At 73.5% G+C, this 20940-nt stretch carries 23 protein-coding genes and 1 pseudogene; 12 read left to right on the top strand and 12 right to left on the bottom strand.

What is annotated here, in order from left to right; all coding sequences use genetic code 11:
- Nucleotides 1–120: 120 nt before the first annotated feature.
- A complete protein-coding gene (locus ACPPVO_RS50645) occupies nt 121–549 on the top strand; it encodes a hypothetical protein (RefSeq protein ID WP_426506392.1) in 429 nt (142 codons plus the stop codon).
- Here ACPPVO_RS50645 and ACPPVO_RS50650 read toward each other — a convergent pair whose 3' ends face one another.
- The 3 genes from ACPPVO_RS50650 to ACPPVO_RS50660 all read right to left on the bottom strand — a co-directional run bounded on the left by ACPPVO_RS50650 (nt 550) and on the right by ACPPVO_RS50660 (nt 2586).
- Entirely contained in the window at nt 550–1140 is a 591-nt protein-coding gene (locus tag ACPPVO_RS50650) for a hypothetical protein (RefSeq protein ID WP_426506393.1), read from the bottom strand.
- A gap of 214 nt (nt 1141–1354) precedes the next feature.
- Complete coding sequence (locus tag ACPPVO_RS50655; protein ID WP_426506394.1) at nt 1355–2056, bottom strand: SDR family NAD(P)-dependent oxidoreductase; 702 nt, start codon at nt 2054–2056, stop codon at nt 1355–1357.
- A gap of 44 nt (nt 2057–2100) precedes the next feature.
- The gene (locus ACPPVO_RS50660) at nt 2101–2586 is read right to left on the bottom strand and encodes a beta-class carbonic anhydrase (protein ID WP_426506395.1); all 486 of its coding nucleotides are present in this window, start codon (nt 2584–2586) and stop codon (nt 2101–2103) included.
- 105 nt (nt 2587–2691) lie between these two features.
- Between ACPPVO_RS50660 and ACPPVO_RS50665 the strand changes: the two genes are divergently transcribed.
- On the top strand, nt 2692–3801 hold the full coding sequence (locus tag ACPPVO_RS50665) for a geranylgeranyl reductase family protein (protein WP_426506396.1): 1110 nt from the start codon (nt 2692–2694) through the stop codon (nt 3799–3801).
- Nucleotides 3802–3805: 4 nt separating this feature from the next.
- Nucleotides 3806–4252: a YdeI/OmpD-associated family protein gene (locus ACPPVO_RS50670; RefSeq protein WP_426506397.1), complete on the top strand. Its 447-nt coding sequence runs from the start codon at nt 3806–3808 to the stop codon at nt 4250–4252.
- Here ACPPVO_RS50670 and ACPPVO_RS50675 read toward each other — a convergent pair.
- Nucleotides 4232–4885 carry a pentapeptide repeat-containing protein gene (locus tag ACPPVO_RS50675; protein WP_426506398.1) on the bottom strand — a complete coding sequence of 218 codons (654 nt, stop codon included), beginning with the start codon at nt 4883–4885 and terminating at the stop codon, nt 4232–4234. The two genes, ACPPVO_RS50670 and ACPPVO_RS50675, sit on opposite strands and share 21 nt — an antisense overlap.
- Before the next feature lie 9 nt (nt 4886–4894).
- The gene (locus tag ACPPVO_RS50680; RefSeq protein WP_426506399.1) at nt 4895–6034 is read right to left on the bottom strand and encodes a low temperature requirement protein A; all 1140 of its coding nucleotides are present in this window, start codon (nt 6032–6034) and stop codon (nt 4895–4897) included.
- Nucleotides 6035–6110: 76 nt separating this feature from the next.
- Here ACPPVO_RS50680 and ACPPVO_RS50685 point away from each other — a divergent pair, with 76 nt between their 5' ends.
- Together ACPPVO_RS50685 and ACPPVO_RS50690 are read left to right on the top strand one after the other, a co-directional pair.
- Nucleotides 6111–6704, top strand: a complete 594-nt coding sequence (locus tag ACPPVO_RS50685) for an ArsR/SmtB family transcription factor (RefSeq protein ID WP_426506400.1) — start codon at nt 6111–6113, stop codon at nt 6702–6704.
- Between the two features lies 1 nt (nt 6705).
- Nucleotides 6706–7449, top strand: coding sequence for an SRPBCC family protein (locus tag ACPPVO_RS50690; RefSeq protein ID WP_426506401.1), 744 nt, complete (start codon nt 6706–6708; stop codon nt 7447–7449).
- Here the strand turns inward: ACPPVO_RS50690 and ACPPVO_RS50695 are convergent.
- The 5 genes from ACPPVO_RS50695 to ACPPVO_RS50715 all read right to left on the bottom strand — a co-directional run bounded on the left by ACPPVO_RS50695 (nt 7442) and on the right by ACPPVO_RS50715 (nt 12090).
- Entirely contained in the window at nt 7442–8068 is a 627-nt protein-coding gene (locus ACPPVO_RS50695) for a response regulator transcription factor (RefSeq protein ID WP_360385197.1), read from the bottom strand. The two genes, ACPPVO_RS50690 and ACPPVO_RS50695, sit on opposite strands and share 8 nt — an antisense overlap.
- Nucleotides 8065–9240: a sensor histidine kinase gene (locus ACPPVO_RS50700; protein WP_426506402.1), complete on the bottom strand. Its 1176-nt coding sequence runs from the start codon at nt 9238–9240 to the stop codon at nt 8065–8067. Before ACPPVO_RS50700 ends, ACPPVO_RS50695 begins: the two co-directional genes overlap by 4 nt.
- A complete protein-coding gene (locus tag ACPPVO_RS50705) occupies nt 9183–9983 on the bottom strand; it encodes an ABC transporter permease (RefSeq protein ID WP_426506403.1) in 801 nt (266 codons plus the stop codon). The genes ACPPVO_RS50700 and ACPPVO_RS50705 overlap by 58 nt, the downstream gene beginning before the upstream one ends.
- Nucleotides 9980–10837 carry an ABC transporter ATP-binding protein gene (locus tag ACPPVO_RS50710; RefSeq protein WP_426506404.1) on the bottom strand — a complete coding sequence of 286 codons (858 nt, stop codon included), beginning with the start codon at nt 10835–10837 and terminating at the stop codon, nt 9980–9982. The genes ACPPVO_RS50705 and ACPPVO_RS50710 overlap by 4 nt, the downstream gene beginning before the upstream one ends.
- 62 nt (nt 10838–10899) lie before the next feature.
- The gene (locus tag ACPPVO_RS50715) at nt 10900–12090 is read right to left on the bottom strand and encodes an ROK family transcriptional regulator (protein ID WP_426506405.1); all 1191 of its coding nucleotides are present in this window, start codon (nt 12088–12090) and stop codon (nt 10900–10902) included.
- 119 nt (nt 12091–12209) lie between these two features.
- Between ACPPVO_RS50715 and ACPPVO_RS50720 the strand changes: the two genes are divergently transcribed.
- Genes ACPPVO_RS50720 through ACPPVO_RS50735 form a run of 4 tightly spaced genes read left to right on the top strand, consistent with a single transcriptional unit; the run spans nt 12210 to nt 14972 of the window.
- Complete coding sequence (locus ACPPVO_RS50720) at nt 12210–12803, top strand: ABC transporter substrate-binding protein (protein WP_426506406.1); 594 nt, start codon at nt 12210–12212, stop codon at nt 12801–12803.
- Nucleotides 12800–13084, top strand: coding sequence for a hypothetical protein (locus ACPPVO_RS50725; RefSeq protein WP_426506407.1), 285 nt, complete (start codon nt 12800–12802; stop codon nt 13082–13084). The genes ACPPVO_RS50720 and ACPPVO_RS50725 overlap by 4 nt, the downstream gene beginning before the upstream one ends.
- 31 nt (nt 13085–13115) lie before the next feature.
- Entirely contained in the window at nt 13116–14474 is a 1359-nt protein-coding gene (locus tag ACPPVO_RS50730; protein WP_360385185.1) for a GH1 family beta-glucosidase, read from the top strand.
- A gap of 54 nt (nt 14475–14528) precedes the next feature.
- Nucleotides 14529–14972 carry a DUF5709 domain-containing protein gene (locus ACPPVO_RS50735; RefSeq protein ID WP_360385183.1) on the top strand — a complete coding sequence of 148 codons (444 nt, stop codon included), beginning with the start codon at nt 14529–14531 and terminating at the stop codon, nt 14970–14972.
- 89 nt (nt 14973–15061) lie between these two features.
- On the opposite strand, the pseudogene ACPPVO_RS50740 reads toward ACPPVO_RS50735, so the two are convergent.
- Nucleotides 15062–16195 (bottom strand): annotated as a pseudogene (locus ACPPVO_RS50740) (amino acid permease); the annotation flags it as partial.
- A 64-nt stretch (nt 16196–16259) separates the two neighbouring features.
- Here ACPPVO_RS50740 and ACPPVO_RS50745 point away from each other — a divergent pair.
- Entirely contained in the window at nt 16260–17675 is a 1416-nt protein-coding gene (locus ACPPVO_RS50745; RefSeq protein ID WP_426506408.1) for a PLP-dependent aminotransferase family protein, read from the top strand.
- Between the two features lie 9 nt (nt 17676–17684).
- Nucleotides 17685–18530 carry a L,D-transpeptidase gene (locus ACPPVO_RS50750; protein ID WP_426506410.1) on the top strand — a complete coding sequence of 282 codons (846 nt, stop codon included), beginning with the start codon at nt 17685–17687 and terminating at the stop codon, nt 18528–18530.
- A gap of 84 nt (nt 18531–18614) precedes the next feature.
- Here ACPPVO_RS50750 and ACPPVO_RS50755 read toward each other — a convergent pair whose 3' ends face one another.
- Entirely contained in the window at nt 18615–19391 is a 777-nt protein-coding gene (locus ACPPVO_RS50755; protein ID WP_426506412.1) for an ArsR/SmtB family transcription factor, read from the bottom strand.
- 133 nt (nt 19392–19524) lie between these two features.
- On the opposite strand from ACPPVO_RS50755, the gene ACPPVO_RS50760 reads away from it, so the two are divergent.
- Nucleotides 19525–20184, top strand: coding sequence for a sensor histidine kinase (locus tag ACPPVO_RS50760; protein WP_426506414.1), 660 nt, complete (start codon nt 19525–19527; stop codon nt 20182–20184).
- The last annotated feature ends 756 nt before the right edge of the window (nt 20185–20940 follow it).

Genomic DNA, 20940 nt, shown 5'->3' on the forward strand with positions numbered 1-20940 from the left:
AACGACCCCGCGCAGACCCAAAACGGCCCCGCGAAACCAAAGCGGCCCCGCAGCCGGCTGAACGCATTCCGCCCTTCCGGACGGTGTCCGCCCGACCGGGACGCAGGCGACAATCCGGTGGTGACGTTGCCCGTGCCGTACAGCGGCGCCCCCGCCTACAACGGCCCCGACGTGCAGATCGGCGATGTCCGCGTCGACGGCGTGGCGATCTACACCCCGGTGGGCGTGTGGCCGATCCGCGGCAGCCGCTGGATGGTCGTCTCCCAGCCGATCCCGATGACGACGACGGCGGGCTGGGGCGTGGGCCTGGCGGTGACGTGCGCGGTGCTGGCCGTGGTGCTGTCGATCTTCACCTGCGGGCTGAGCATGTTCCTGCTGTTCGGCCTGCTGTTCCTGACGGCCAAGACGCACTCGATGTCGGGTCCGCTGGTCGTGTCGATCCAGTCGGGGCCCTATCACTACCTGGCCCAGGAGATCGTGTACTCGCCGATGCACGCGGCCGAGGCGATCCAGCGCGTCAACTTCGCCCAGGCCCTGGCGACGCGCTGATCAGGTCCCGACGGCGTCGTACCCGGCGAGCAGGTGCGCCCGCGTGCCCTTGAGGTGCGGCTCGATGTCGCCGACCCGGGCCAGCGCCAGCCCGGCGGGGTCCAGCCCGGAGACGCGCAGCAGCAGGCCCGGCACCTCGTCGAGGATCGCCAGCCATCCGCGGCCGAGGGAGTCGCCGAGCGGCTCGTCGGGCCAGCGTGAGAACTCGCGCGGCACGCCGTCGACGGAGATCGTGACGCGCTCGGGCGCCGGGGTGGAGGCCGCGCGGAGCGCCCGCTCGACGGCGCGGCGGTCGGCCCGGGGCTGCCCCGTGGCCGCCATACGCAGATCGATGAGCTGCGGCATGGGCGGGCCGGCGGTGGTGATCACCTCGACCCACGGGGCGCGGAGGGAGTCGACCGGATCGCCGAAGAGCAGCCCGGCGTGCACGAGCCGGTCGTCCTCCCAGCCCCACTCGCCCAGGCGGCACCCGCCCGACCACCTGGCCGGGCCGTAGAGCGGCAGCGTCGCGGCGCTGGCGCGGACGCGGCCGGCCTGCTGGTCGATCAATGCCGTGAACTCGATCCGGTTGAGTCTCCCCCCGTATCGCATGGGTCCGATCGTGCCGCATGCATGACCCCATCGGGACGAGGCGGATCCCTCGGCGCAACCCCTGCCGTATGCAAATTGCGGTACGGGGTCGTTCGCCGCCACGCACCGCACGGCCAGCGGTTACGGGCAGTGCCGGAGGGGCGAGGGGTACCCGCGCGGTGTTCACATTGCGGACGTCCGCGTCCGATCCATGGGACCGGCGACTTGCCCGGAATCACCGGGATTCGGGATCCTCGCCGCGTACTGCCCGGCCGCCGTCCACCGGGACCACGGCGCCGTTGACGAAGGACGCCGCCGGGGACAACAGGAACGCCACCACCGCGGCCACTTCCGCCGCGGCGCCGGGGCGGCCGAGGGGATGTATACGGCGTAGATCGGCGGTCACCCGCGCCGTCGCGGGCGGGGACAGCGACGCCAGGTAGGCGTCCGAGCGCGGGGTCTCGATCGTGCCCAGCGCCACCGCGTTCACCCGGATGCCGCGCGGGCCGTAGTCCACGGCGAGGGCGCGCGTCAGGCCCTCGATCGCCGCCTTGGCCGTGGCGTACGGCAGGGCGCCCCGCACCGGGCGCTGGGCCTGGTGGGAGCTGACGTTCACGATCGCCCCGCCCGGACCCAGGCGCTTCACGGCCGTCGCGCAGCCCGCCACCGCCAGGGCCACGTTGGCGGTGATCAGATCCACGACCCGCGACGCCGGCTGTTCGTGCAGCCAGGCGTCCTCGAAGATCGCCGCGTTGTTGACCCAGCCCGCCAGCGCCGGACCGGCCAGGTCGGCGGCCCGCTCGGTCACCCGCTCGTCCGCCGCGTCGCCGGCCAGGGCGATCACGCGTTCGCCGTCGGCCCACGGCGCCGGCGAGCGGTCCAGGACCACCACGCGGGCGGCCGAGCCCGCCAGGTGCTCGGCGATTCCGCGGCCCACGCCGCCGGCCGCGCCGGTGACGACGTACGCCGGGGCCGCGGGGGTCAGACGACCTCTTCGATCTTGGCGGTGGCCACGTCGAAGATGAAGCCGCGCACGTCGTCGCGGTTCGGCAGCCACGGGCACTCGCGCACGGTGCGGATCGATTTGCGCATGGTGTCGTGCAGGTCGGTGAAGCCCGGCACGTCCCAGGTCGGGACCATGCCGGTCTCGGCCAGCTGGGCGCGGAACCCCGCGTCGTCGAAGCCGTCCATGCCGCATTCGGTGTGGTGGATCAGCACGACCTCGCGGGTGCCGAGACTGCGCTGGCTGATCGCGAGGGAGCGCAGCACCTCCTCGGTCGGCAGGCCGCCGGCGTTGCGGATGAGGTGCGCGTCGCCGATCTCCAGGCCCAGGGCGCCGAAGAGGTCCAGCCGCGAGTCCATGCACGCGATGACGGTCAGGCGCAGCTTGGGGCGCAACGGGCGCGGGCCCGGGAACGTCTCGGCGTAGCGCGCGTTCGCGTGGATCAGGTGGTCGATCGCGGACATAAGACCGAGTGAAGCAGATCCTTCACCCGAACGGCTGATGTGTTGGTCACACGAGGCCAAAGTCACCCCCGGCCGAAAGCGACGGAGGCCGTTAAGGTGCTTCCCGTGACTGACTGGGACGTGGCGATCATCGGCGGGGGGCCGGCGGGACTGTCGGCCGCGTACGAGGCGGCCCGCCGGGGCGCGCGCACGGTCGTCCTGGAGAAGGCGACGCACCCGCGGTACAAGACGTGCGGTGGCGGGCTGATCGGCCATTCGGTGGCCGCGGTCGCCGATCGCATCACGATCCCGGCCGACGACCGGGTCGAGCGGGCCGACTTCACCCACGACGGCAAGGCCGCCTTCACGAAGACCGGCGGAACGCTGCTCACGATGGTGCGCCGGCCCGCGTTCGACGACGCGCTGCGGCAGGCGGCGGAGAAGGCGGGCGCGACGGTACTGCAGGCGACGCCCGCCCGCGCCGTCGAGCAGGACGAGGGCGGGGTGCGCATCCGGCTCGCCGGAGACACCGCCGTCACGGCCGCCGTCGCGATCGGGGCCGACGGCTCGTCGGGCATCACGGCGCGGCACGTCGGGGTCGAGTACGGCCAGGTCGACCTCGGCCTCGAGGTGGAGCTGCCGGTCGACCGCGCGCGCCAGGAGCAGTGGCGCGGGCGGCTGCTCATCGACTGGGGTCCGCTGCCGGGCTCGTACGCGTGGGTGTTCCCGAAGGGCGACCAGCTCACCGTCGGGGTGATCTCGGCGCGCGGGGACGGCGAGCGGACCAAGGCCTACCTGCGCTCGTTCGTGGACCGGCTGGGGCTGAGCGGGATCGAGCCCGTGCACGACTCGGGGCACCTGACGCGGTGCCGTACCGACCGATCGCCGCTGCGCAGGGGCAACGTGCTCGTCGCCGGCGACGCCGCGGGGCTGCTCGAACCGTGGACCCGGGAGGGCATCAGCTTCGCCACCCGCTCGGGCGCGCTCGCCGGGGCGGCCGCGGCCGAGGGGGACCTGCCGGGGTACGAGCGCGACATCGAGGCGACCCTCGCGCCGGCGATGCGGGCCGGCACCCGGCTGCTGGCCGCGTTCGCGCGCCATCCGCGGCTGTTCCACAACCTGCTGCGCACGCCGCCGGGCTGGCGCATGTTCGAGCGGTTCTGCCTCGGCCAGACGTCCTTCGAGGGCACGGTCGAGCGTTTCCCTGTACGGCAGGCCCTGCGCCTGCTTGGGTGAGGCCATGAGGTTCCGCACGACGCTGCAGCTGAACGGGAGGACCGCGACCGGGCTGACCGTGCCGGCCGAGGTCGTCGAGGCGCTCGGCCCGGGCCGGAAGCCGAAGGTGGCGGTGACGATCAACGGGTACCCGTACCGGTCGACGATCGCCGTCTACGGCGGGGTGCCGATGCTGCCCGTCGCCGCCGAGGTGCGGGCCGGTGCGGGGATCGCCGCCGGCGAGGAGGTCGACGTCGACGTCGAGCTCGACACCGCGCCGCGGACCGTCGAGGTGCCGGCCGACCTGGCCGCGGCCCTCGACGCCGAACCGCCGGCCCGGGCGCGGTTCGACGCGCTGTCGTACAGCAACCAGCGCCAGCACGTGCTCTCCGTCGAGGGCGCGAAGACCGAGCAGACCCGGCAGCGCCGCGTGGCCAAGGCCGTGGCGGCGCTACTTGACGAGAATGCCTAGCGCCCCGGCGAGGGCGGGCGCGATCTCCATGAGCTGACGCTCGTCGATCGTGGCGCCGCGCAGCGAGTCGGCCCCGTCGGCGACGTCGAGCTCGCGGGCCCCGCGGAAGTCGACCTTCTTGCAGTTCACCTGGGAGAAGCGCGCGTTGCGCAGCGCCGAGCCGGGGAACGTGACGTTTGTCAGGCTCGCCCCGGCGCAGTCGAGCTCGTTGAGCTCGCAGTCCTCGAACACGACGTCGGCGACCGTCGCCCCGCGCAGGTTCAGGGTGTCGATCTTGCAGCCGCGGAACGTGACCCGGCGCAGCCGGGAGCTGTACGCCTGCACGCCGGCGAGCGCGCTGTCGAGCACGGCCACGTCGAGCCACTCGCCGTCGACGACGCGCACCCCGACCCACCGGTTGCGGCTGAGCCACACGTCGCTGAACCGGGCCCGCTCGAGCCCGACGCCGGTCAGGGCCGTGCCGGTGAACGCCGACTCGATGAACTTGGCGCTGGTCGCCTCGCCACCGTCGAACACGGCGCCGTCGAAGTGCACCTCGGTGTAGTTGCCGTCGGGTTCGAAGGGCTCGCCGTCCGCGTGGCGCTGCAGGTAGGCGGCGTACGGGAGTTCCTCGAGGGACAGCGCGACCGGCATGCGGCCAGCCTATCGGCCGAAGTCGTGGATCTGGGTGGTGCGCGTCGCCCGGACGGTGCGCAGGTCGCGGGTGATCGCCGAGGCCATCATCACCACCAGGATCGCGGCGAGCTGGGCGACGGCCCGCCAGTGGCCCAGCGGGATCACGGCGAGGACCCCGACGGCGCCGGCGATGCGGTACGAGATGCCGGGAAGCCCCATGAGCGACAGGAACCAGGCGTGGCCGAGCAGGAACACGGCGACGCCGGCGCTGAGGCACACGGCGCTCGCCCAGTGCAGCGGCTCGGTCGCGTGGCCGACGGACAGCTCGACGCCGACGGCGGTGCCCACGATGCCGGCGAGCAGGGCGACGTGGGCGTAGCCGTAGGCGAAGACGGCGAGCCGGGCCTTGCGGGCCGGGTCGGTGACCGCGTGCAGGGCGTGCTCGGCGCGGGCCTCGTCGCCGGAGAAGTAGGTCCAGTACAGGTAGTAGGCGATGGCGAGGCCCAGCACGGCGACGGCGAGGGTGGCCGCGCCGAGGTGCACGTCGCGGAAGGCAAGGCCGATCCCGACCACCGACTCGCCGATCGCGACGATCACGACGAGGCCGTGGCGCTCGGCGAAGTGGCCGGCGTTGATGGTCCAGGCGCCCATGCGCTGCAGGTACGGCGCGGCGATGATGACGGCCAGGGCCGTGCTCCACAGGCCGATGCGCCAGCCGTCGTGCAGGAAGCCGCCGACGAGGACGAGCACGGCGGCTAAGCCGTTGATCGGGGCCAGGTTCGCGATCGCGCGGCGGATCGAGATGTTGTCGTCGGCGTGCAGGAACAGCACGCTGTGCACGACGGTGACGATGAGGTACCCGACGCCGAACGCCCACCCCTCGCCGTCGAACGCCTCCGGGACGGCGAGCGAGATGACCAGGAAGCCGACCATCCCGGCGAGCAGGAGCGTGCGCCGCATGGTGCTGCTGGGCGCGACCGCGTTGGTGAGCCAGTTGTAGCCGGCGTACATCCACCAGATCAGCCCGAGCATGAGCGCGACCTGTCCGGTGTGGGCCCAGTCGACGTGGTGCACGAGTACCGACGCCAGCTGGGTCACGGTGAACACGAAGACCAGGTCGAAGAAGAGCTCGATCGTGGAGACCCGGGGGCCGCGCGCCTCAGTCACCGGCACACAGTAGATCAGTACACCGACAACTTTTTTTGTCTTGACAAGGGAAGTTGTCGGTCCCTAGAGTTGAGCCATGTTCGACGTGCAAGTCATCGAGGAGTCCCGGGCGGCGGAGGTCGCGCTCGACCCCGTACGGGCCCGGCTGCTGGCCCTGCTGGCGGAGCCACACTCGGCCACCAGCCTGGCCGCGCTCGTCGGGCTGCCCCGGCAGAAGGTCAACTACCACCTCAAGGCCCTCGAGACCCACGGCCTGGTGGAGCTGGTCGAGCAGCGGCGCAAGGGCAACATGACCGAGCGGGTGCTGCGGGCCACCGCGGCGTCGTTCGTCATCTCGCCGGTCGCGCTGGCCGCCGTCCAGCCCGACCCGGCCCGCTCCCCCGACCGGCTCTCCGCCCGCTGGCTGCTCGCGATCGCCGCGCGGCTGGTCAAGGAGACCGGCCAGCTCATCACCGGCGCGGCCAAGGCCGGGAAGCCGGTGGCCACGTTCGCCCTCGACGGGACCGTGCGCTTCGCCTCGGCCGCCGACCGGGCCGCCTTCGCCCAGGAGCTCACCGCGGCCGTGGCCGCGCTCGTGGGCCGCTACCACGACGAGGACGCCCCCGGCGGCCGCGACCACCGGGTCATCGTCGCCATCCATCCGAGCATCACACCGACCGAGGAGTCCTGACATGTCCGAGACCCACGCCTTCGAGCTCACCCACGACATCGACCTCGCCGCGACCCCCGAGCAGGTGTGGGCGGCCATCGCCACCGGCCCCGGCATCGACTCGTGGTTCATGGGCCGCAACGAGATCGAGCCCCGCGTCGGCGGCGAGACCCGCATGGCGATGCCCGGCTTCGACGCCACCGGCACCGTCACCGCCTACGAGCCCGGGCACCGCTTCGGCTACCGCAGCCCCGAGGCCGAGGACGGCTCGTTCATGGCCTTCGAGTACCTCATCGAGGGCCGCGACGGCGGCTCGACCTCGCTGCGGCTGGTGCACAGCGGCGTCCTCGCCGGCAACTGGGAGGACGAGTACGACGCGCTCCGCAAGGGCAACCCGCTCTACCTGCGGACCCTGCAGCAGTACCTGGAGCACTTCGCCGGCCGCACCGCCGTGCCCGTCGCCGCGTTCGGGCCCCAGCAGGCCGACCAGGACATCGTGTGGGCCGCGGTCACCGAGGCGTGCGGGCTGTCCAAGGACGTCAAGGAGGGCGACGCCGCGCGGCTGACCTTCGGCGGCCGGGAGATCAGCGGCGTCGTCGACACCGCGCTGGAGCCGAGCTTCCTGGGCGTGCGCACGGACGACGCGCTGCTGCGCTTCGTCGGCCGCCAGGGCTTCATCCTCACCGGCCACCACGTCTTCGCCGGCATCGACCGCGAGACGGCCGAGCAGGAGTGGACCGCGTGGCTGGCCGAGGTCTTCAACTAGGCAGCAGGCCGAGGGACATGGCGGTGGTCACGGCGGCGGTGCGGTCGGCCACCCCGAGCTTGGTGAAGGCGCGCAGCAGGTGCGTCTTCACCGTGGCCTCCGAGATGTGCAGCTCCCGGCCGATCTCGGCGTTGGTCCGGCCGCGGGCCACCAGCGCCAGGACCTCCACCTCGCGGGCCGACAGGATCGGCGGGGCGGCCCGGCGGCGGGTCTCCCGGGCCAGCCGGTCGGCCACCGCGGGGGCCAGGACCGTCTCGCCGCGGGCCGCGGCCCGCACCGCGGCCGCGAGCTCGGCCCGGGTCGCGTCCTTGAGCAGGTAGCCGCGGGCCCCGGCCTCGACGGCGCGCAGGATGTCGGCGTCCGTCTCGTACGTCGTCAGCACCACGACCCGGGTCTCCGGCCGCGCGGCCAGGATCCGGGCCGTGGCCCCGACGCCGTCCAGGCCCGGCATCCGCAGGTCCATGAGGACCACGTCGGGCCGGCACGCGGCCGCGGCGACGACCGCCTCGGCGCCGGAGCCGGCCTCGCCGACCACCTCCAGGTCCGGCTCGGACCGCAGCATGCCGCGCAGGCCGTCGCGGACCACCGGGTGGTCGTCGGCGAGCAGGATCGTGATCATTCCGGTCCGTCCGGCAGGGGCAGGGACAACGTCACGGTGGTACCGGCGCCGGGGCTGCTGCTCACCGTGCAGGCGCCGCCGATCTGCTCGGCCCGCGCCCGCATCCCGGCCAGGCCGAACCCGGCGGCCGGGGCGCCGGGGCCGAAGCCGGCACCGTCGTCGGTCACGGTCAGCACGGCCGCGCCGGCCACGACCCGCAGCGAAAGCTCCACGGTGGACGGGGCCGCGTGCCGGCGGGCGTTGGACAGCGCCTCCTGGGCCGCCCGCAGCAGTACCACCTGCAGCGCGGTCGGCACGGCCTCGGCGCCGGGGCCCAGGTGCAGGGCCGTGCGCACGCCGGTCTCGGCGGCGAAGCGGTCCAGTTGGCGGCGCAGGGCCGCGCCCAGCCCGGTGGCGTGCAGGTCGGCCGGGGCCAGGGCGGCGACCAGGGCCCGCGCCTCCGCGAGGTTGTCGCGGGCGGTGCGGACCACCAGGCCGAGGCGGCGGGCCGCGGCGGCCCGGTCGGCGTCCAGCTCCGACTCGGCCGCCTGGGTGAGGGTGATGATGCTGGTGAACCCCTGGGCCAGGGTGTCGTGGATCTCCGCCGCCAGCCGGGCCCGCTCGGTCGCCACCCCGGCCTCGTGGGAGAGGCGGGCGACCTCGGCCCGGCTGGCCTTCAGCTCGGCGATCGTGCCGGTCAGGCGGGCCATGTAGGTGCCGATGACGGCGGCGAAGGCCAGGCCCAGCGCGGTCAGCGGGAGCAGCCCGTGTACCCGGGCGATGGTGCCGTCGCGCAGCAGGGCCATCGGCACCGGCAGCAGGTCGAGCACGGCGACCACGGCCAGCGCCGGGCGCAGCGGCAGCACCTGGAAGATCATCGGGGCCCAGGCGAACAGGGCGAAGGAGCCCGTGTGGTCGATCCAGACGGCGCCGAGGTGCAGGAGGCCGAGCACCGTCACGAACAGCCAGGGCCGGCGGACCGCGCCGCGGCCGAGCGCGAGGTACCAGACCAGGGCGAGCACCAGCAGTACCGTCGCGGCAACGGCGGCCCGCAGGCCCGGCCCCCGGTCGAGCAGCATGAAGGCGCAGACGCACGCCACGATCACCGCGTAGAAGAGCTCCCAGCGGCCCCGGCTCAGCGCCTGTCGCTCCAGCGGAAGGTCGCCAGGCTCAGCGCCAAGCCGATCACACACCACGCCCCCAGCACGAGGGCCGTACGTCCGTGCTCCCATGCTCCGGCCACCTCCTGAGCGGCGAGGGCGTCGGGCAGGAAGACGGAGCGGAATCCCTGGCCCATCCACTTGACGGGGAACAACGCCGAGATGTTGACCATCGCGCTCGGCAGGGCCGCGATGTGGACGAAGATGCCGGACGTGAACTGCAGGACGAGGACGGGCAGGTTGAGCACCGCGGGGGCGCTGCGGGCCGAGCGGGCCAGCGAGCTCGCCGCGATGCCCAGGAGGGTACAGGCGATCACCGACAGCAGCAGCAGCCACGCGAACGTCAGCCACCGGCCCGGGTCGGCGGGCAGCGGCAGGTCGAAGAGCAGCACCGCGACCGCGAGCAGCAGCGCCACCTCGAGCAGGGCGGCGAAGAGCACGAGCAGGATCTTGCCGAGGAAGTAGGCGCCGGCGGTGGCGGGCGTGCCGCGCAGCCGCAGCAGGCTGCCGTCGGCGCGGTCGACCGAGATGCCGACGCCGACGCTGATGAACGCGGTCGACAGGATGCCGTAGGCGATCATCCCGGCCGCGAACACCTGCGAGTGGGTGGTCGTCCCGCCGGGCGTCACGGGCTCGTCGAAGATGCTGCCGAGCAGGATCGACAGCAGCGCCGGGAACGCGAACGTGAAGATCAGCGCCTCCCGGGTGCGGACCAGCTGCAGGATCTCCACCAGGCCGCGGGCGGTACCGACGCGCAGGGTCGAAGGCATGGTCATCCGGTGGCTCCGATCGTGCTCGGCGAGTCCGTTCCGGCTCCGCCAATCAGGGAGAGGTACACGTCTTCGAGGGTCGGCCGGGCGACGCGCAGGCCGGTGAAGCCGCTGAGGCCGGCCACGAGCGCGTCGGGCTCGCCGGTGCGCACCTCGTGGAAGCCGTCCGCGTCGCGCCAGGTGACGACCGCCGCCGCCCGGTCGCGGCCGCCGACGGTCGCCGGGGAGCCGGCCGCGACGATGCGCCCGGCCGCGAGCACGGCGAGCCGGCCGGCGAGCGCCTCGGCCTCGTCGAGGTAGTGGGTGGTGAGCAGGATCGTGGTGCCGTCGGCGGCGAGGGCGCGGATCAGGTCCCAGAACTGCCGGCGCGCCTCCGGGTCGAAGCCGGTCGTCGGCTCGTCGAGGAAGACCAGCTCGGGCCGGCCGACGATGCCCAGCGCCACGTCGAGCCGGCGCCGCTGCCCGCCCGAGAGGGTGCGCACCCGGGCGCCGGCCTTGCTCTCGAGCCCGACGGCGGCGATCACCTCGTCCGGGTCGCGGCGCCGCGGGTAGTACCCGCCGTAGTGCCGCACGGACTCGCGCACGGTGAGCTCGGCGGCGTCGGCCGCGGTCTGCAGCACCACCCCGATGCGGGCCCGCCAGCGCCGCCCCGCGGCCCCCGGGTCCTCCCCCAGCACCCGGACGTCCCCGCCGTCGCGGCGCCGGTGGCCCTCCAGGATCTCCACGGTCGTGGTCTTGCCGGCCCCGTTCGGGCCCAGCAGGGCGAACACCTCGCCCGCTTCGACGGCCAGGTCGACGCCGTCGACGGCGGTCGTCGCCCCGTAGCTCTTGCGCAGCCCCTGCACTTCGATCGGTCGCATGCATCGATGCTCGCGAGGATTCACCGCCCGCGGGTCAACCGGTCGACGGACAGCGCCGGCGCTCAGCCCGCCGCCGCGCCGCCGCCCTCGGTGAGCAGCCGCGCGATCGGCAGGGTCGCGGCGCCGAGGGCCACCGCGTCCAGGCCGAGGCGGCCTCGCTCGATGCCGGCCTGGGCGAACGGCTGGCGCAGCGCGTGCCGGCCGGCCGAGGCGCGGACCCGCGGCAGCAGCCCGGCCAGGGCGAGCGCGGCCCAGCCGCCGAGGACGACCAGCTCCGGGTTGAACAGGTTGATGAGGTTGGCGACGCCGGCGCCGAGGTAGTCGGCGGTCTCGTCGAGCACCGCACGGGCGTGCGGGTCGCTCGCGGCCCGCGTCACCAGGGCGGTGAGCCGGGACTCCTCGCCGGCGCCGGGGGCCGGGCGGCCGGCCCGCTCGCAGTAGCGCTCGAGGATCGCGGCGGCGCCGACGTAGGCCTCCAGGCAGCCGCGCGAGCCGCAGCGGCACGGGCGGCCGCCGTACACCAGCGTCGTGTGCCCCCACTCCCCCGCGCTGCTGGACGCGCCGCGATAAGTGGAGCCGTTGGTGACCACGGCCGCGCCGACCCCCGAGCCCAGGAGCGCGAAGACGGCGTGGCGGTGCCCGCGCCCGGCGCCGAACCACATCTCGGCCTGGCCGAGGGTCTTCGCGCCGTTCTCCAGGTGCAGCGGCACGCCGGTGCCGGCCCGCAGGAGCGACTCCAGCGGTACCGCCTCCCAGCCCAGCGTCTGCGCGTGCACCAGGGCGCCCTCCGGCCGCTGCTGCACGATGCCAGAGACGCCGATCCCGGCGCCGAGGACCGGGCGGTCGCCCGCGACCGCGCGCAGCCCGGCGAGGATGTGCCCGGCCACCGCCTCGGGCGGGGTCCCGCCCGGCTCGATCGGGTGGTCGGCCTCGGCGAGGCGGCTCAGCCCCAGGTCGAACAGCTCGACGCGGACCCGGGTCTCGCCGACGTCGACGCCCGCCACGACGGCGTAGTCCGGCGCCACCCGCAGCAGGATGCTGGGCCGGCCGCCCTCGGACTCCAGGGCGCCGGCCTCCTCGACGAGCCGGTCATCGATGAGATCGCTCACGACATTGCTCACCGCGGGCTGGCTCAGCCCGGTGCGGCGGGAAAGGTCCTGGCGCGTGAGCGGGCCCTCCAGAAACAGCCGGGTGAGCAGCGCGGAGCGGTTTCGCAGTCGTACCTCTCGATTGCTCGCCCGCTCGACCTGCACGCCAACCCCCGTAAGCCGCGTCGCCTGTGCCCGCAACTCTAAAGGCGCGGGCCTTGACGCACGATCTGAGCGCCACTTTAATGGCGACATTAATTAAGTCTCGATAGAAAAGCGCACCGATGTCGACACCGATCCGACGTGCCATTTGCACCATCGCCGCACTGCTGTGCACATCCGGGTCGGTCGCCGCGTGCGGCAAGCCCGCGGCCGGGCCGAAGACGCTTGTCTACTGGGCCAGCAACCAGGGCCCGAGCCTCGACTTCGACCGGGCCGCCCTGCAGCCGCAGCTCGACGAGTTCGAGCAGCAGACCGGCGTGCACGTGCGGCTCGAGGTGGTGCCCTGGTCCGACCTGCTCGACCGGCTCATGGCGGCCACCAAGGACGACGGCGGGCCGGACGTGGTGAACATCGGCAACACCTGGTCGGCCTCGCTGCAGGCGACCGGGGCGTTCGTGCCGTTCGACGGCCGCACCCTGGACAAGGTCGGCGGCCGCGACCGGTTCGTGCCCAACGCGCTGGCCGCCGCGGGCGCGCCCGGCACCCCGCCGTCGGCCGTACCGCTGTACTCGCTGTCGTACGCGCTGTACTACAACAAGCGCATGTTCGCCGAGGCGGGCATCGCGAACCCGCCGAAGACCTGGGACGAGCTCGTCTGGCCGTGTACAGGCACACCCGCAACCCGGCCGGGGCACTCGAGTTCGTCGAGTTCATGACCAGCGACAAGGAACAGATCATCCTGAACAAGGCGTACGGCTCGCTGCCGTCGGTGCGCTCGGCGTACTCCGACGCGGCGTTCCGCACGCCCGAACAGGAGGTGCTGTACCAGGTGCTCAACTCGACCGCGGCCCCGCTGCCGCAGGTGCCCGAGGAGAGCCGGTTCGAGACGCTCGTCGGCACGGCGATGGCGGAGCTGTTCGCCGACGCGGCGGCCGGAAAGCCGGTCACCAACGAGTCCATCAAGGCCAAGCTCAGCGCGGCCGAAGGCAAGATGTGACCCTCCCCTCCGATCAGAGGAGAACCGTCAAGTGCTGGATCTGTCCGCACTACCCCCCGGCTTCATCTGGGGCGCCGCCACCGCCGCATACCAGATCGAGGGCGCCGTCGCCGAGGACGGCCGGAAACCGTCCATCTGGGACACCTTCTCGCACTCGCCGGGCGCCGTGGACAACGGCGACACCGGCGACGTGGCCTGCGACCACTACCACCGCTGGCCCGAGGACGTCGCGCTCATGCGCCGGCTCAACCTCGACGCGTACCGCTTCTCGGTCGCCTGGCCGCGGGTGATGCCCGACGGCGTCGGCGCCGTGAACGCGGCCGGCCTCGACTTCTACGACCGGCTCGTCGACGCGCTGCTCGCCGAGGGCGTCCGGCCGTTCGTCACGCTGTACCACTGGGACCTCCCCCAGGCCCTGCAGGACGCCGGCGGCTGGCCGCACCGGGCCACGGCCGAGGCGTTCGCCGACTACGCCGCCGTCGTGGCCGGGCGCCTCGGCGACCGCGTGGCCGACTGGAACACCGTCAACGAGCCGCTGTGCGTGGCCTGGATCGGCCACCTCGAGGGCCGCATGGCCCCGGGCGAGCGCGACCTGACCCGCGCCGTGCAGACCTCGCACCACGTGCTGCTCGGCCACGGCCTGGCCAACCAGGCGATCCGGGCCAACGCGCGGCGCGCGCCGAACGTCGGCATCGTGCTCAACCTGAGCCCGATCGAGCCCGGCAGCGACCGGCCCGAGGACGTCGCCGCGGCCGCGCGCGCCGACGGGCACACCAACCGCTGGTGGCTCGACCCGGTCTTCGGCCGCGGCTACCCGGCCGACATGCTCGAGTGCTACGGCGTCGAGCCGCCGGTCCGCGACGGGGACCTGGCGGCCATCGCGTCGCCGACGGAGTTCCTGGGCGTCAACTACTACTTCCGCCAGATCGTCGTGGACGACCCGACCGGCGGCGCGCCGTTCGCCCGGCAGATCCCCGTGCCCGGGTCGGTCGAGACGGCGATGCCATGGGAGGTGTACGCCAAGGGCCTGGAGGAGCTGCTCGTCTCCGTGGCCGGCACCTACCGCCCGGCGAGCATCCTGGTCACCGAGAACGGCTCGGCCTGGTACGACACCGTGGAGCCCAGCGGCGAGATCCAGGACAAGGAGCGCACCGACTACCTGGAGCAGCACCTGGACGCGGTGCGCGGGGCGGTGCTGCGCGGGGCGCCGGTCGACGGGTACTTCGCGTGGTCGCTGCTGGACAACTTCGAGTGGGGCTACGGCTACGACAAGCGATTCGGGCTGGTCCGCGTCGACTACGGCACCCAGCAGCGCACGATCAAGGCGAGCGGGCACCGGTACGCCGATCTCATCACCGCGCACAAACGTTCGCGCGAAGCGGTGATCTAGGCTCGGAACCGGGCATAAGGTGCCCGAATCTCGCACCTTCGAGGGGATACCGACATGACGCAGCAGACCGACAGCTGGGACCCGGACCCGGACGACGAGGGCCAGCTGTCCGCGGAGGACACGCTGTCCGACCGCGGGCTGGCCGACTCCCTCGACGAGGGTTACTCGCCGCCGGAGAAGCCGCGTGGGGTGACCGCGTTCGGGGTCACCCAGGCCGAGGCCGAGCAGGGCGAGTCGCTGGACCAGCGGCTGCGCCAGGAGGAGCCCGACCCGATCAGCCGGCTGGACCTCGACGACTACGGCCGCACCACCGAGTCGGGCGAGTTCTTCGACTCCGGCGAGGTCGGCGACCGCCGCGCCGGCCGGCTCGTCGCGCCCGACGAGGGTCTGGGCGAGGACGAGGAGAAGGACGAGGTCGGCTCGGACGTGGGCATCGACGGCGGCGCGGCCTCGGCCGAGGAGGCCGCCATGCACATCGTGGACGACCGCGACCTGTGACGGCGCGCGGCGGCGGCCTGGTAAGCCAGTGCCGCCGCCGCGACCAGCGCGGTCCACAGCACGTAGCGGCCGGTCAGGGCGAGCAGCCCGACGACCGAGACCAGCGCGACGGCGGCCGTGCGCCGCGCGGCCGACCCGCGCGGGAACAGCTTCACGGCGGCGGCCGTGCCCAGCAGGTACACCACGACGAACGATCCCGTCGTGAGCAGCATGAGGGGCCGGGCGCCGAGCCCGGTCGCGGCGGCCACCGCGAGCGTCACGGCGGCGAGGGCGGCGACCACGGCGAGGCTGCGGCGGGGCACCTGACCGGCGTCGGCGCCGCGGGCGAACCAGGCCGGCAGCGCCCCGTCGCGGCCGAGCGCGGCCCCGAGGCGCGCGGCGCCGGCGAAGTACGCGTTCATCGCCCCCGCGGTCAGCAGCAGCGCGACGACGGCGGTCAGCGCCCGCGCGCCGTGGCCGAAGCCGAGCGCGAGCAGATCGCCCAGCGGGGCCTCCGACGGCTCCGGCAGCACCAGCTGGCTGGTGGCGGCGACCGCGAGGTACAACAGGCCGACGACGGCGACCGCGATCCAGGTGGCGCGGGGCACGTCGCGGCGCGGGTTGCGGTAGTCGGCGGCCAGCGAGGTCAGCGCCTCCCAGCCGGCGAAGCCCCAGACGAGCACCGCGATCGCCGGCCCGACCGCGGACCAGCCGTGCGGGGCGAACGGCCGCAGGTTGGCCAGGTCCGCGTGCGGCAGCGCGGTGACGATCGCGGCCAGCAGCAGCGCCACCAGCGCCGCGGCCAGGCCGAGCTGGACCCGCCCGCTCGTCCGCACACCCCCGAGGTTCGCCGCCGTCACCAGCGCCACCAGGGCGGCGGCGGTGAGCAGCGTCGTGCGGGCGCCGCCGCCGAGCACGGCGGTGACGTAGGCCCCGCCGAACGTGGCCGCGGGCAGCGACCCGACCGGCACGGCGGAGTAGAAGGTCCAGCCGACCACGGCCGCGGCGCGGGGGCCGAAGGCGCGCCCGACGTACGAGGCCACCCCGCCGGTGTCCGGGAACCGCGCCCCGAGCGCGGCGAAGGTGAGCGCGAGCGGCGCCGACAGGGCGATGAGCGCGACCCAGGCGACGAGCGCGGCCGGGCCGGCGACCTGTGCCGCGAGCCCGGGCAGCGCGATCACGCCCGTGCCGAGCACCGCGCCGACGGACAGCGCGGCGCCCTGCTTGACGGTGAGCATGCCCATGACGTTAGGGTCGGCGTTGGCCCCGCTGAAGGGCCAATCCGGCGCAAGATCGATTGGGCCAACCGTGGACGTGCACATCAGCCTCGAGGGCCGCGGCGACCGCACCGACCGGATCTACCGCCAGCTGCGCGACGCGATCCTCGACGGTCGGCTGCGCCCCGGCGAGCGGGTGCCGCCGAGCCGGGAGCTGGCCCGCGACCTGTCGGTGGCCCGCAACACGGTCGCCGCCGCCTACGACCGGCTCGTCGGCGACGGGTTCCTGGCCGGGCGCGCGGGGGCGGGGACCTTCGTGGCGTACCGCGGGGAGCCCGCCCCGTCCCGCCGCGCCCCCGTGGGCCCGCTGCGCCCCTCCCGGCGGTTCTCGGAGGTCTCGGCGGACGTGGCCGCTTTTCCGGGGGCCCGGTTCGACCTGCGCATCGGTCACCCCGACGCGTCGCTGTTCCCGCTGGGCACCTGGCGGCGGCTGCTCGCGCGGTCGGTGCGGGCGTCGGCGGACTACGACGCCCCGTCCGGTTTCATGCCGTTACGTGCCGCCATTTCCCGGCATATCGGGCTGTCCCGGTCGGTGCGGGCCGCGCCCGGGGACGTGCTCGTGACCGCGGGCGCGCAGCAGGCGATCGACCTCGTCGCGCGGGTGCTCCTCGAGCCGGGCGCGGTCGTCGCCGTCGAGGAGCCCGGGTACCGGCCGGTCCGGCGGCTGTTCCAGAGCCACGGCGCGCGGGTGGCCGGGGTGCCGGTCGACGCCGACGGGATCGTCGTGGACGCCATTCCCGCGTCGGCGCGGCTGGTGTACGTCACCCCGTCGCACCAGCACCCGCTGGGCACCGCGATGTCCCTCGCCCGCCGCAGCGCGCTGCTGGCCTGGGCCCAGGAGCACCGCGCGGCGATCGTCGAGGACGACTACGACAGCGAGTTCCGCTACTCCGACCGGCCGCTGGAGCCGTTGCAGAGCCTCGACCGGGCCGGCCGGGTCATCTACGTCGGCTCGTTCTCCAAGACGCTGCTGCCCTCGCTGCGGCTCGGGTTCCTGGTCGCGCCCGAGGCGCTGCGGCCGGCCCTGCGCACGGCCCGCAAGCTCACCGACTGGCACGGCGAGCACGCGGCCCAGGCGGCCCTGGCCGCGTTCATCGACGAGGGGCGGCTGCGGCGGCACCTGCGGACGGTCAGCCGGGTGTACGCGGCGCGCCACGAGCTCGTCCTGCGGGCCGCCGCCGGGCCGCTCGCGCCGTGGTTCGCGACGGTACCGTCGAGCGCCGGACTGCACCTGGCGCTGCGCTGCCACGGGCCCCTGGACGTCAACGCGCTGGTGCGGGACCTGCGCGCGCGGGACGTGGCGGTCGAGCCGCTGTCGAACTTCTACGCCGAGCCACGGCTCACACCCGATCCGGGCCTCGCCATCGGCTTCGGCGCCATCGCGTCGGCTGACCTGCCCGAGGCCCTGACCCGCCTGACCGACGCGGCGGCGGCCGCGACCCGCTAGGTTTGGCTCATGTTCGCCCGTCGCGCCGTCGTCCTTGCCGCGCTCGCGATCACCCTCCTCGCGGGGTGCTCCTCCAAGCACAACCAGGCCGGCCCGGGCTCCCTGCCGGCCGCCCCGAACCCGACGACGCTCGTGTCCGGCCCCTCCTCACCGGCCCCGGTGACGGCCCCGCCGAGCGCGGCCCCGCCCGCCGCGGGCCTGACCACGATCACCTACACCCAGGCCGCGACCGGGTTCCCGGCCGACCCCGACCAGGCCTCGACCACGCCGCTCACCGAGGCGCTGCAGGTGCGGGAGAAGCAGCCGGTGTACGACGCGGTCGGCGGCACGGCCCGGGCGTACCTGACCCCGCAGATCAGCGGCGTGGACCTCATCATGCCGGTGGTCGCGAAGCAGAGCGGCTGGGTCGCGGTACTGCTGCCGTCGATGAACCGCAGCATCGGCTGGCTGCCGCCGGGCAACTGGGCCACCACGCCGCTGCGCGACCAGATCATCGTGCACCGCGGCGCCTACACGCTCACCTGGGTGCGCGACGGCCAGCCGCAGCAGACGTGGACCGTCACCGTCGGCGCGCCCGCGACCGAGACGCCGCTCGGGCGCACCTTCGTGCTGGGGCGTTCGTCGCTGCCGAGCAAGGTGTACGCCGGGCTGGACGTGCTCGCGCTGGGCGCCGTGCCCGACGACAAGAAGGCCGTGGCGAGCGGGCTGGCCGATGCGCACACGGGCATCCACGCCTGGTACCGCAACGAGTTCGGCGTCCGCAAGTCCAACGGGTGCGTGCGCATGCCGCCGGCGGCGCAGAAGGTGCTGCTGACGAACATCGGCTCGGGCACTTCGGTGGTCGTGCTGCCCTAGTTGTCCTTCTTCGATATGCCGGCGGCCGGCGATATGTCGGGCGCTTCGCGCCGCGACATATCGGATTTATCGTATATGCCAGGTTTACAGCGGCTTTCCGGTCTCCAGCAGCGACTTGAGACTTGCGACAAGCTCCGGCCAGCCCTGGGACACTCCCTCCAGGACCGTGTCGCCGCCCTCGTGCGTGACGGTGAGCTTGACCTGGTCGCCCTTCGGCTCGATCTCGAAGGTCACCTTCGAACGGGGCTCGGCCGCGGCCTTCGCCCGGTACTCGTCGTCGATGTCGTAGGCCTTCGCCCACTCGGCGGTGAAGCTGTGCCAGGAGTACGACAGGCGCGTGAACGGCTCGGCCTCGAGCACCACCTGCTCGGGGTCGGCGATCTCCGTGTCGTCGCGGTCCAGCCGCCAGGTCATCGCGGAGCCGGGGCGCCAGTCGGTCTCGAACGCCGTCCCCCAGTACTGCCGGGTGAACGCCGGATCCGTCAGCCCCTGCCACAACTGCTCGGGCGTGGTCCGGATGTAGGTGGTGTACACGAATGCGGGCCTGCTCATCGGGGTTGCCTCCAAGGCCTTCTTGAGGTCGGCGAGCGCGTCGACCCGCCGCCGGTCGTAGCGGCTGATCCACCGCTCGGCGATGTCGCTGATCGGGGCGGCGTTGAGGTAGTGCAGCTTCTCCCGGCCCCGGCGCACCGTGGTGACCAGGCCGGCCTCCTCGAGCACCGCCAGGTGCTTGCTGACCGACTGCCGCGTCATGTCCAGCCCGGCACAGAGCTCGCGCAGCGTCTGCCCGCTCGCCTGGTTGAGCCGGTCGAGCAGCGCGCGCCGGCTCTCGTCGGCGAGCGCCCGGAACACGTCGCCCACGACACCCCCCGAATAGGCAGCCTTTCGGTTGCCCATATTAGGCAGCCATTTGGTTGCCTGTCAACGCGAACGAGTGAATGAGCGAACCTTCGCGGCGGCACGCCCGGTTTGACGGCGTGAGAGGGGGCTTGCTTTGTTCGCGACCGGTGATGACCCGGCGGCCCGCATGCGCCACGAGCTGCACACGCCGCTGACCTCGATCAAGGCGTACACCCGCCTGCTGCGCGACGACCTGCCGCCGGACGGCCCGGGCGAGGGCGCGGCCTGCCTGGACGCGATCGACCGCAACACGATGCGCCTGGAGCGGTACGTCGACAGCGTCGTACTCCCCCTGGCCTCGACCACCGGCACGCCGCCCGCACGCAAGGGCGCGACGGACCTCGTAGCCGTGGTGCGCGACGCGGTGGACCTGGCGCGGCGGGTGGCCGTCGCGGGAGCGGTGAGCGTACACGCGGACGTGCCGGACACCGCGCGCGTCGCCGTCGACGAGATGATCTGCCGCCACCTGGTGGGCCAGCTCGTACTGTGGCTGACGATCGCGGCCCCGCCCCGCGCGCACGTGGAGATCGCCCTGAGCCGCGACCCGGCCGTGTCGCTGGACGCCCGCGTCGTACCGGCGGGCGAGCTGACCGCGGCCCCCCAGCGGCGCCCGAGCGACGAGCCGCCGAAGCCGGCCCCGGACCTGCAGGTGGCCCGAGCGGTGGCGAACCTGTGCGGCGGCGATCTGCGCCTGGACGATTCCTCGTTCCGCCTTTCCCTGCCGTCCTCAGTCCTCGCGCCTTCACCATGCTGAGGCCATTCTTTTCGGCTCGCGGCACGCTTTTACGCAATCCATCGGCTGACGGATTTGTTCCGCGGCTCGACGGTTCGACGCCGTCGTTCTCATCGCCGAAATGTTCCGCGGTGCGCCTATTCGGCGGAGCAGCAGGTCCAGTCGGCTCAGCCGATGGGACGGCGAGCCCGGCTTGGTCAATCGGCGGGTCCGGCGGTATGGGACATTCGGCCTGACCAGAAAGCGGTCCGGGACATTCGGCCTGACCGGAAAGCGGTCCGGGACATTCGGCCTGACCAGAAAGCGGTCCGGGACATTCGGCCCGGCCGGACAGCGGTCCGGGACATTCGGCCCGGCCGGACAGCGGTCCGGGACATTCGGCCCGGCCGGACAGCGGTCCGGGACATTCGGCCCGGCCGGACAGCGGTCCGGGACATTCGGCCCGGCCGGACAGCGGTCCGGGACATTCGGCCTGACCGGAAAGCGGTCCGGGACATTCGGCCCGGCCGGACAGCGGAACTGGCCCGCCTGAAGCAAGGGCAGCTGCCGCACGCCGCTCGCAGGCCGCCTTCGCCTCCGCCGCCCGCCGCGCGAAGCTCGCATACCCCGCCGCCTCACTGCCATATTCCCGCCGAAGCTTCTCCGCATACCGCCGCTTCAACCCCCAGTAGCGACGCTCCGCATGCTCCCGCCGAAACGCATCCCGAGAAGGCAACCAATTCCGCGCCCGAGTCCGATCCCGCATAGCAGCCACTTGCGCCCGACTAAACAAAGATA

The sequence above is a fragment of the Dactylosporangium sp. McL0621 genome, assembly GCF_049995355.1.
GTDB lineage: Bacteria > Actinomycetota > Actinomycetes > Mycobacteriales > Micromonosporaceae > Dactylosporangium.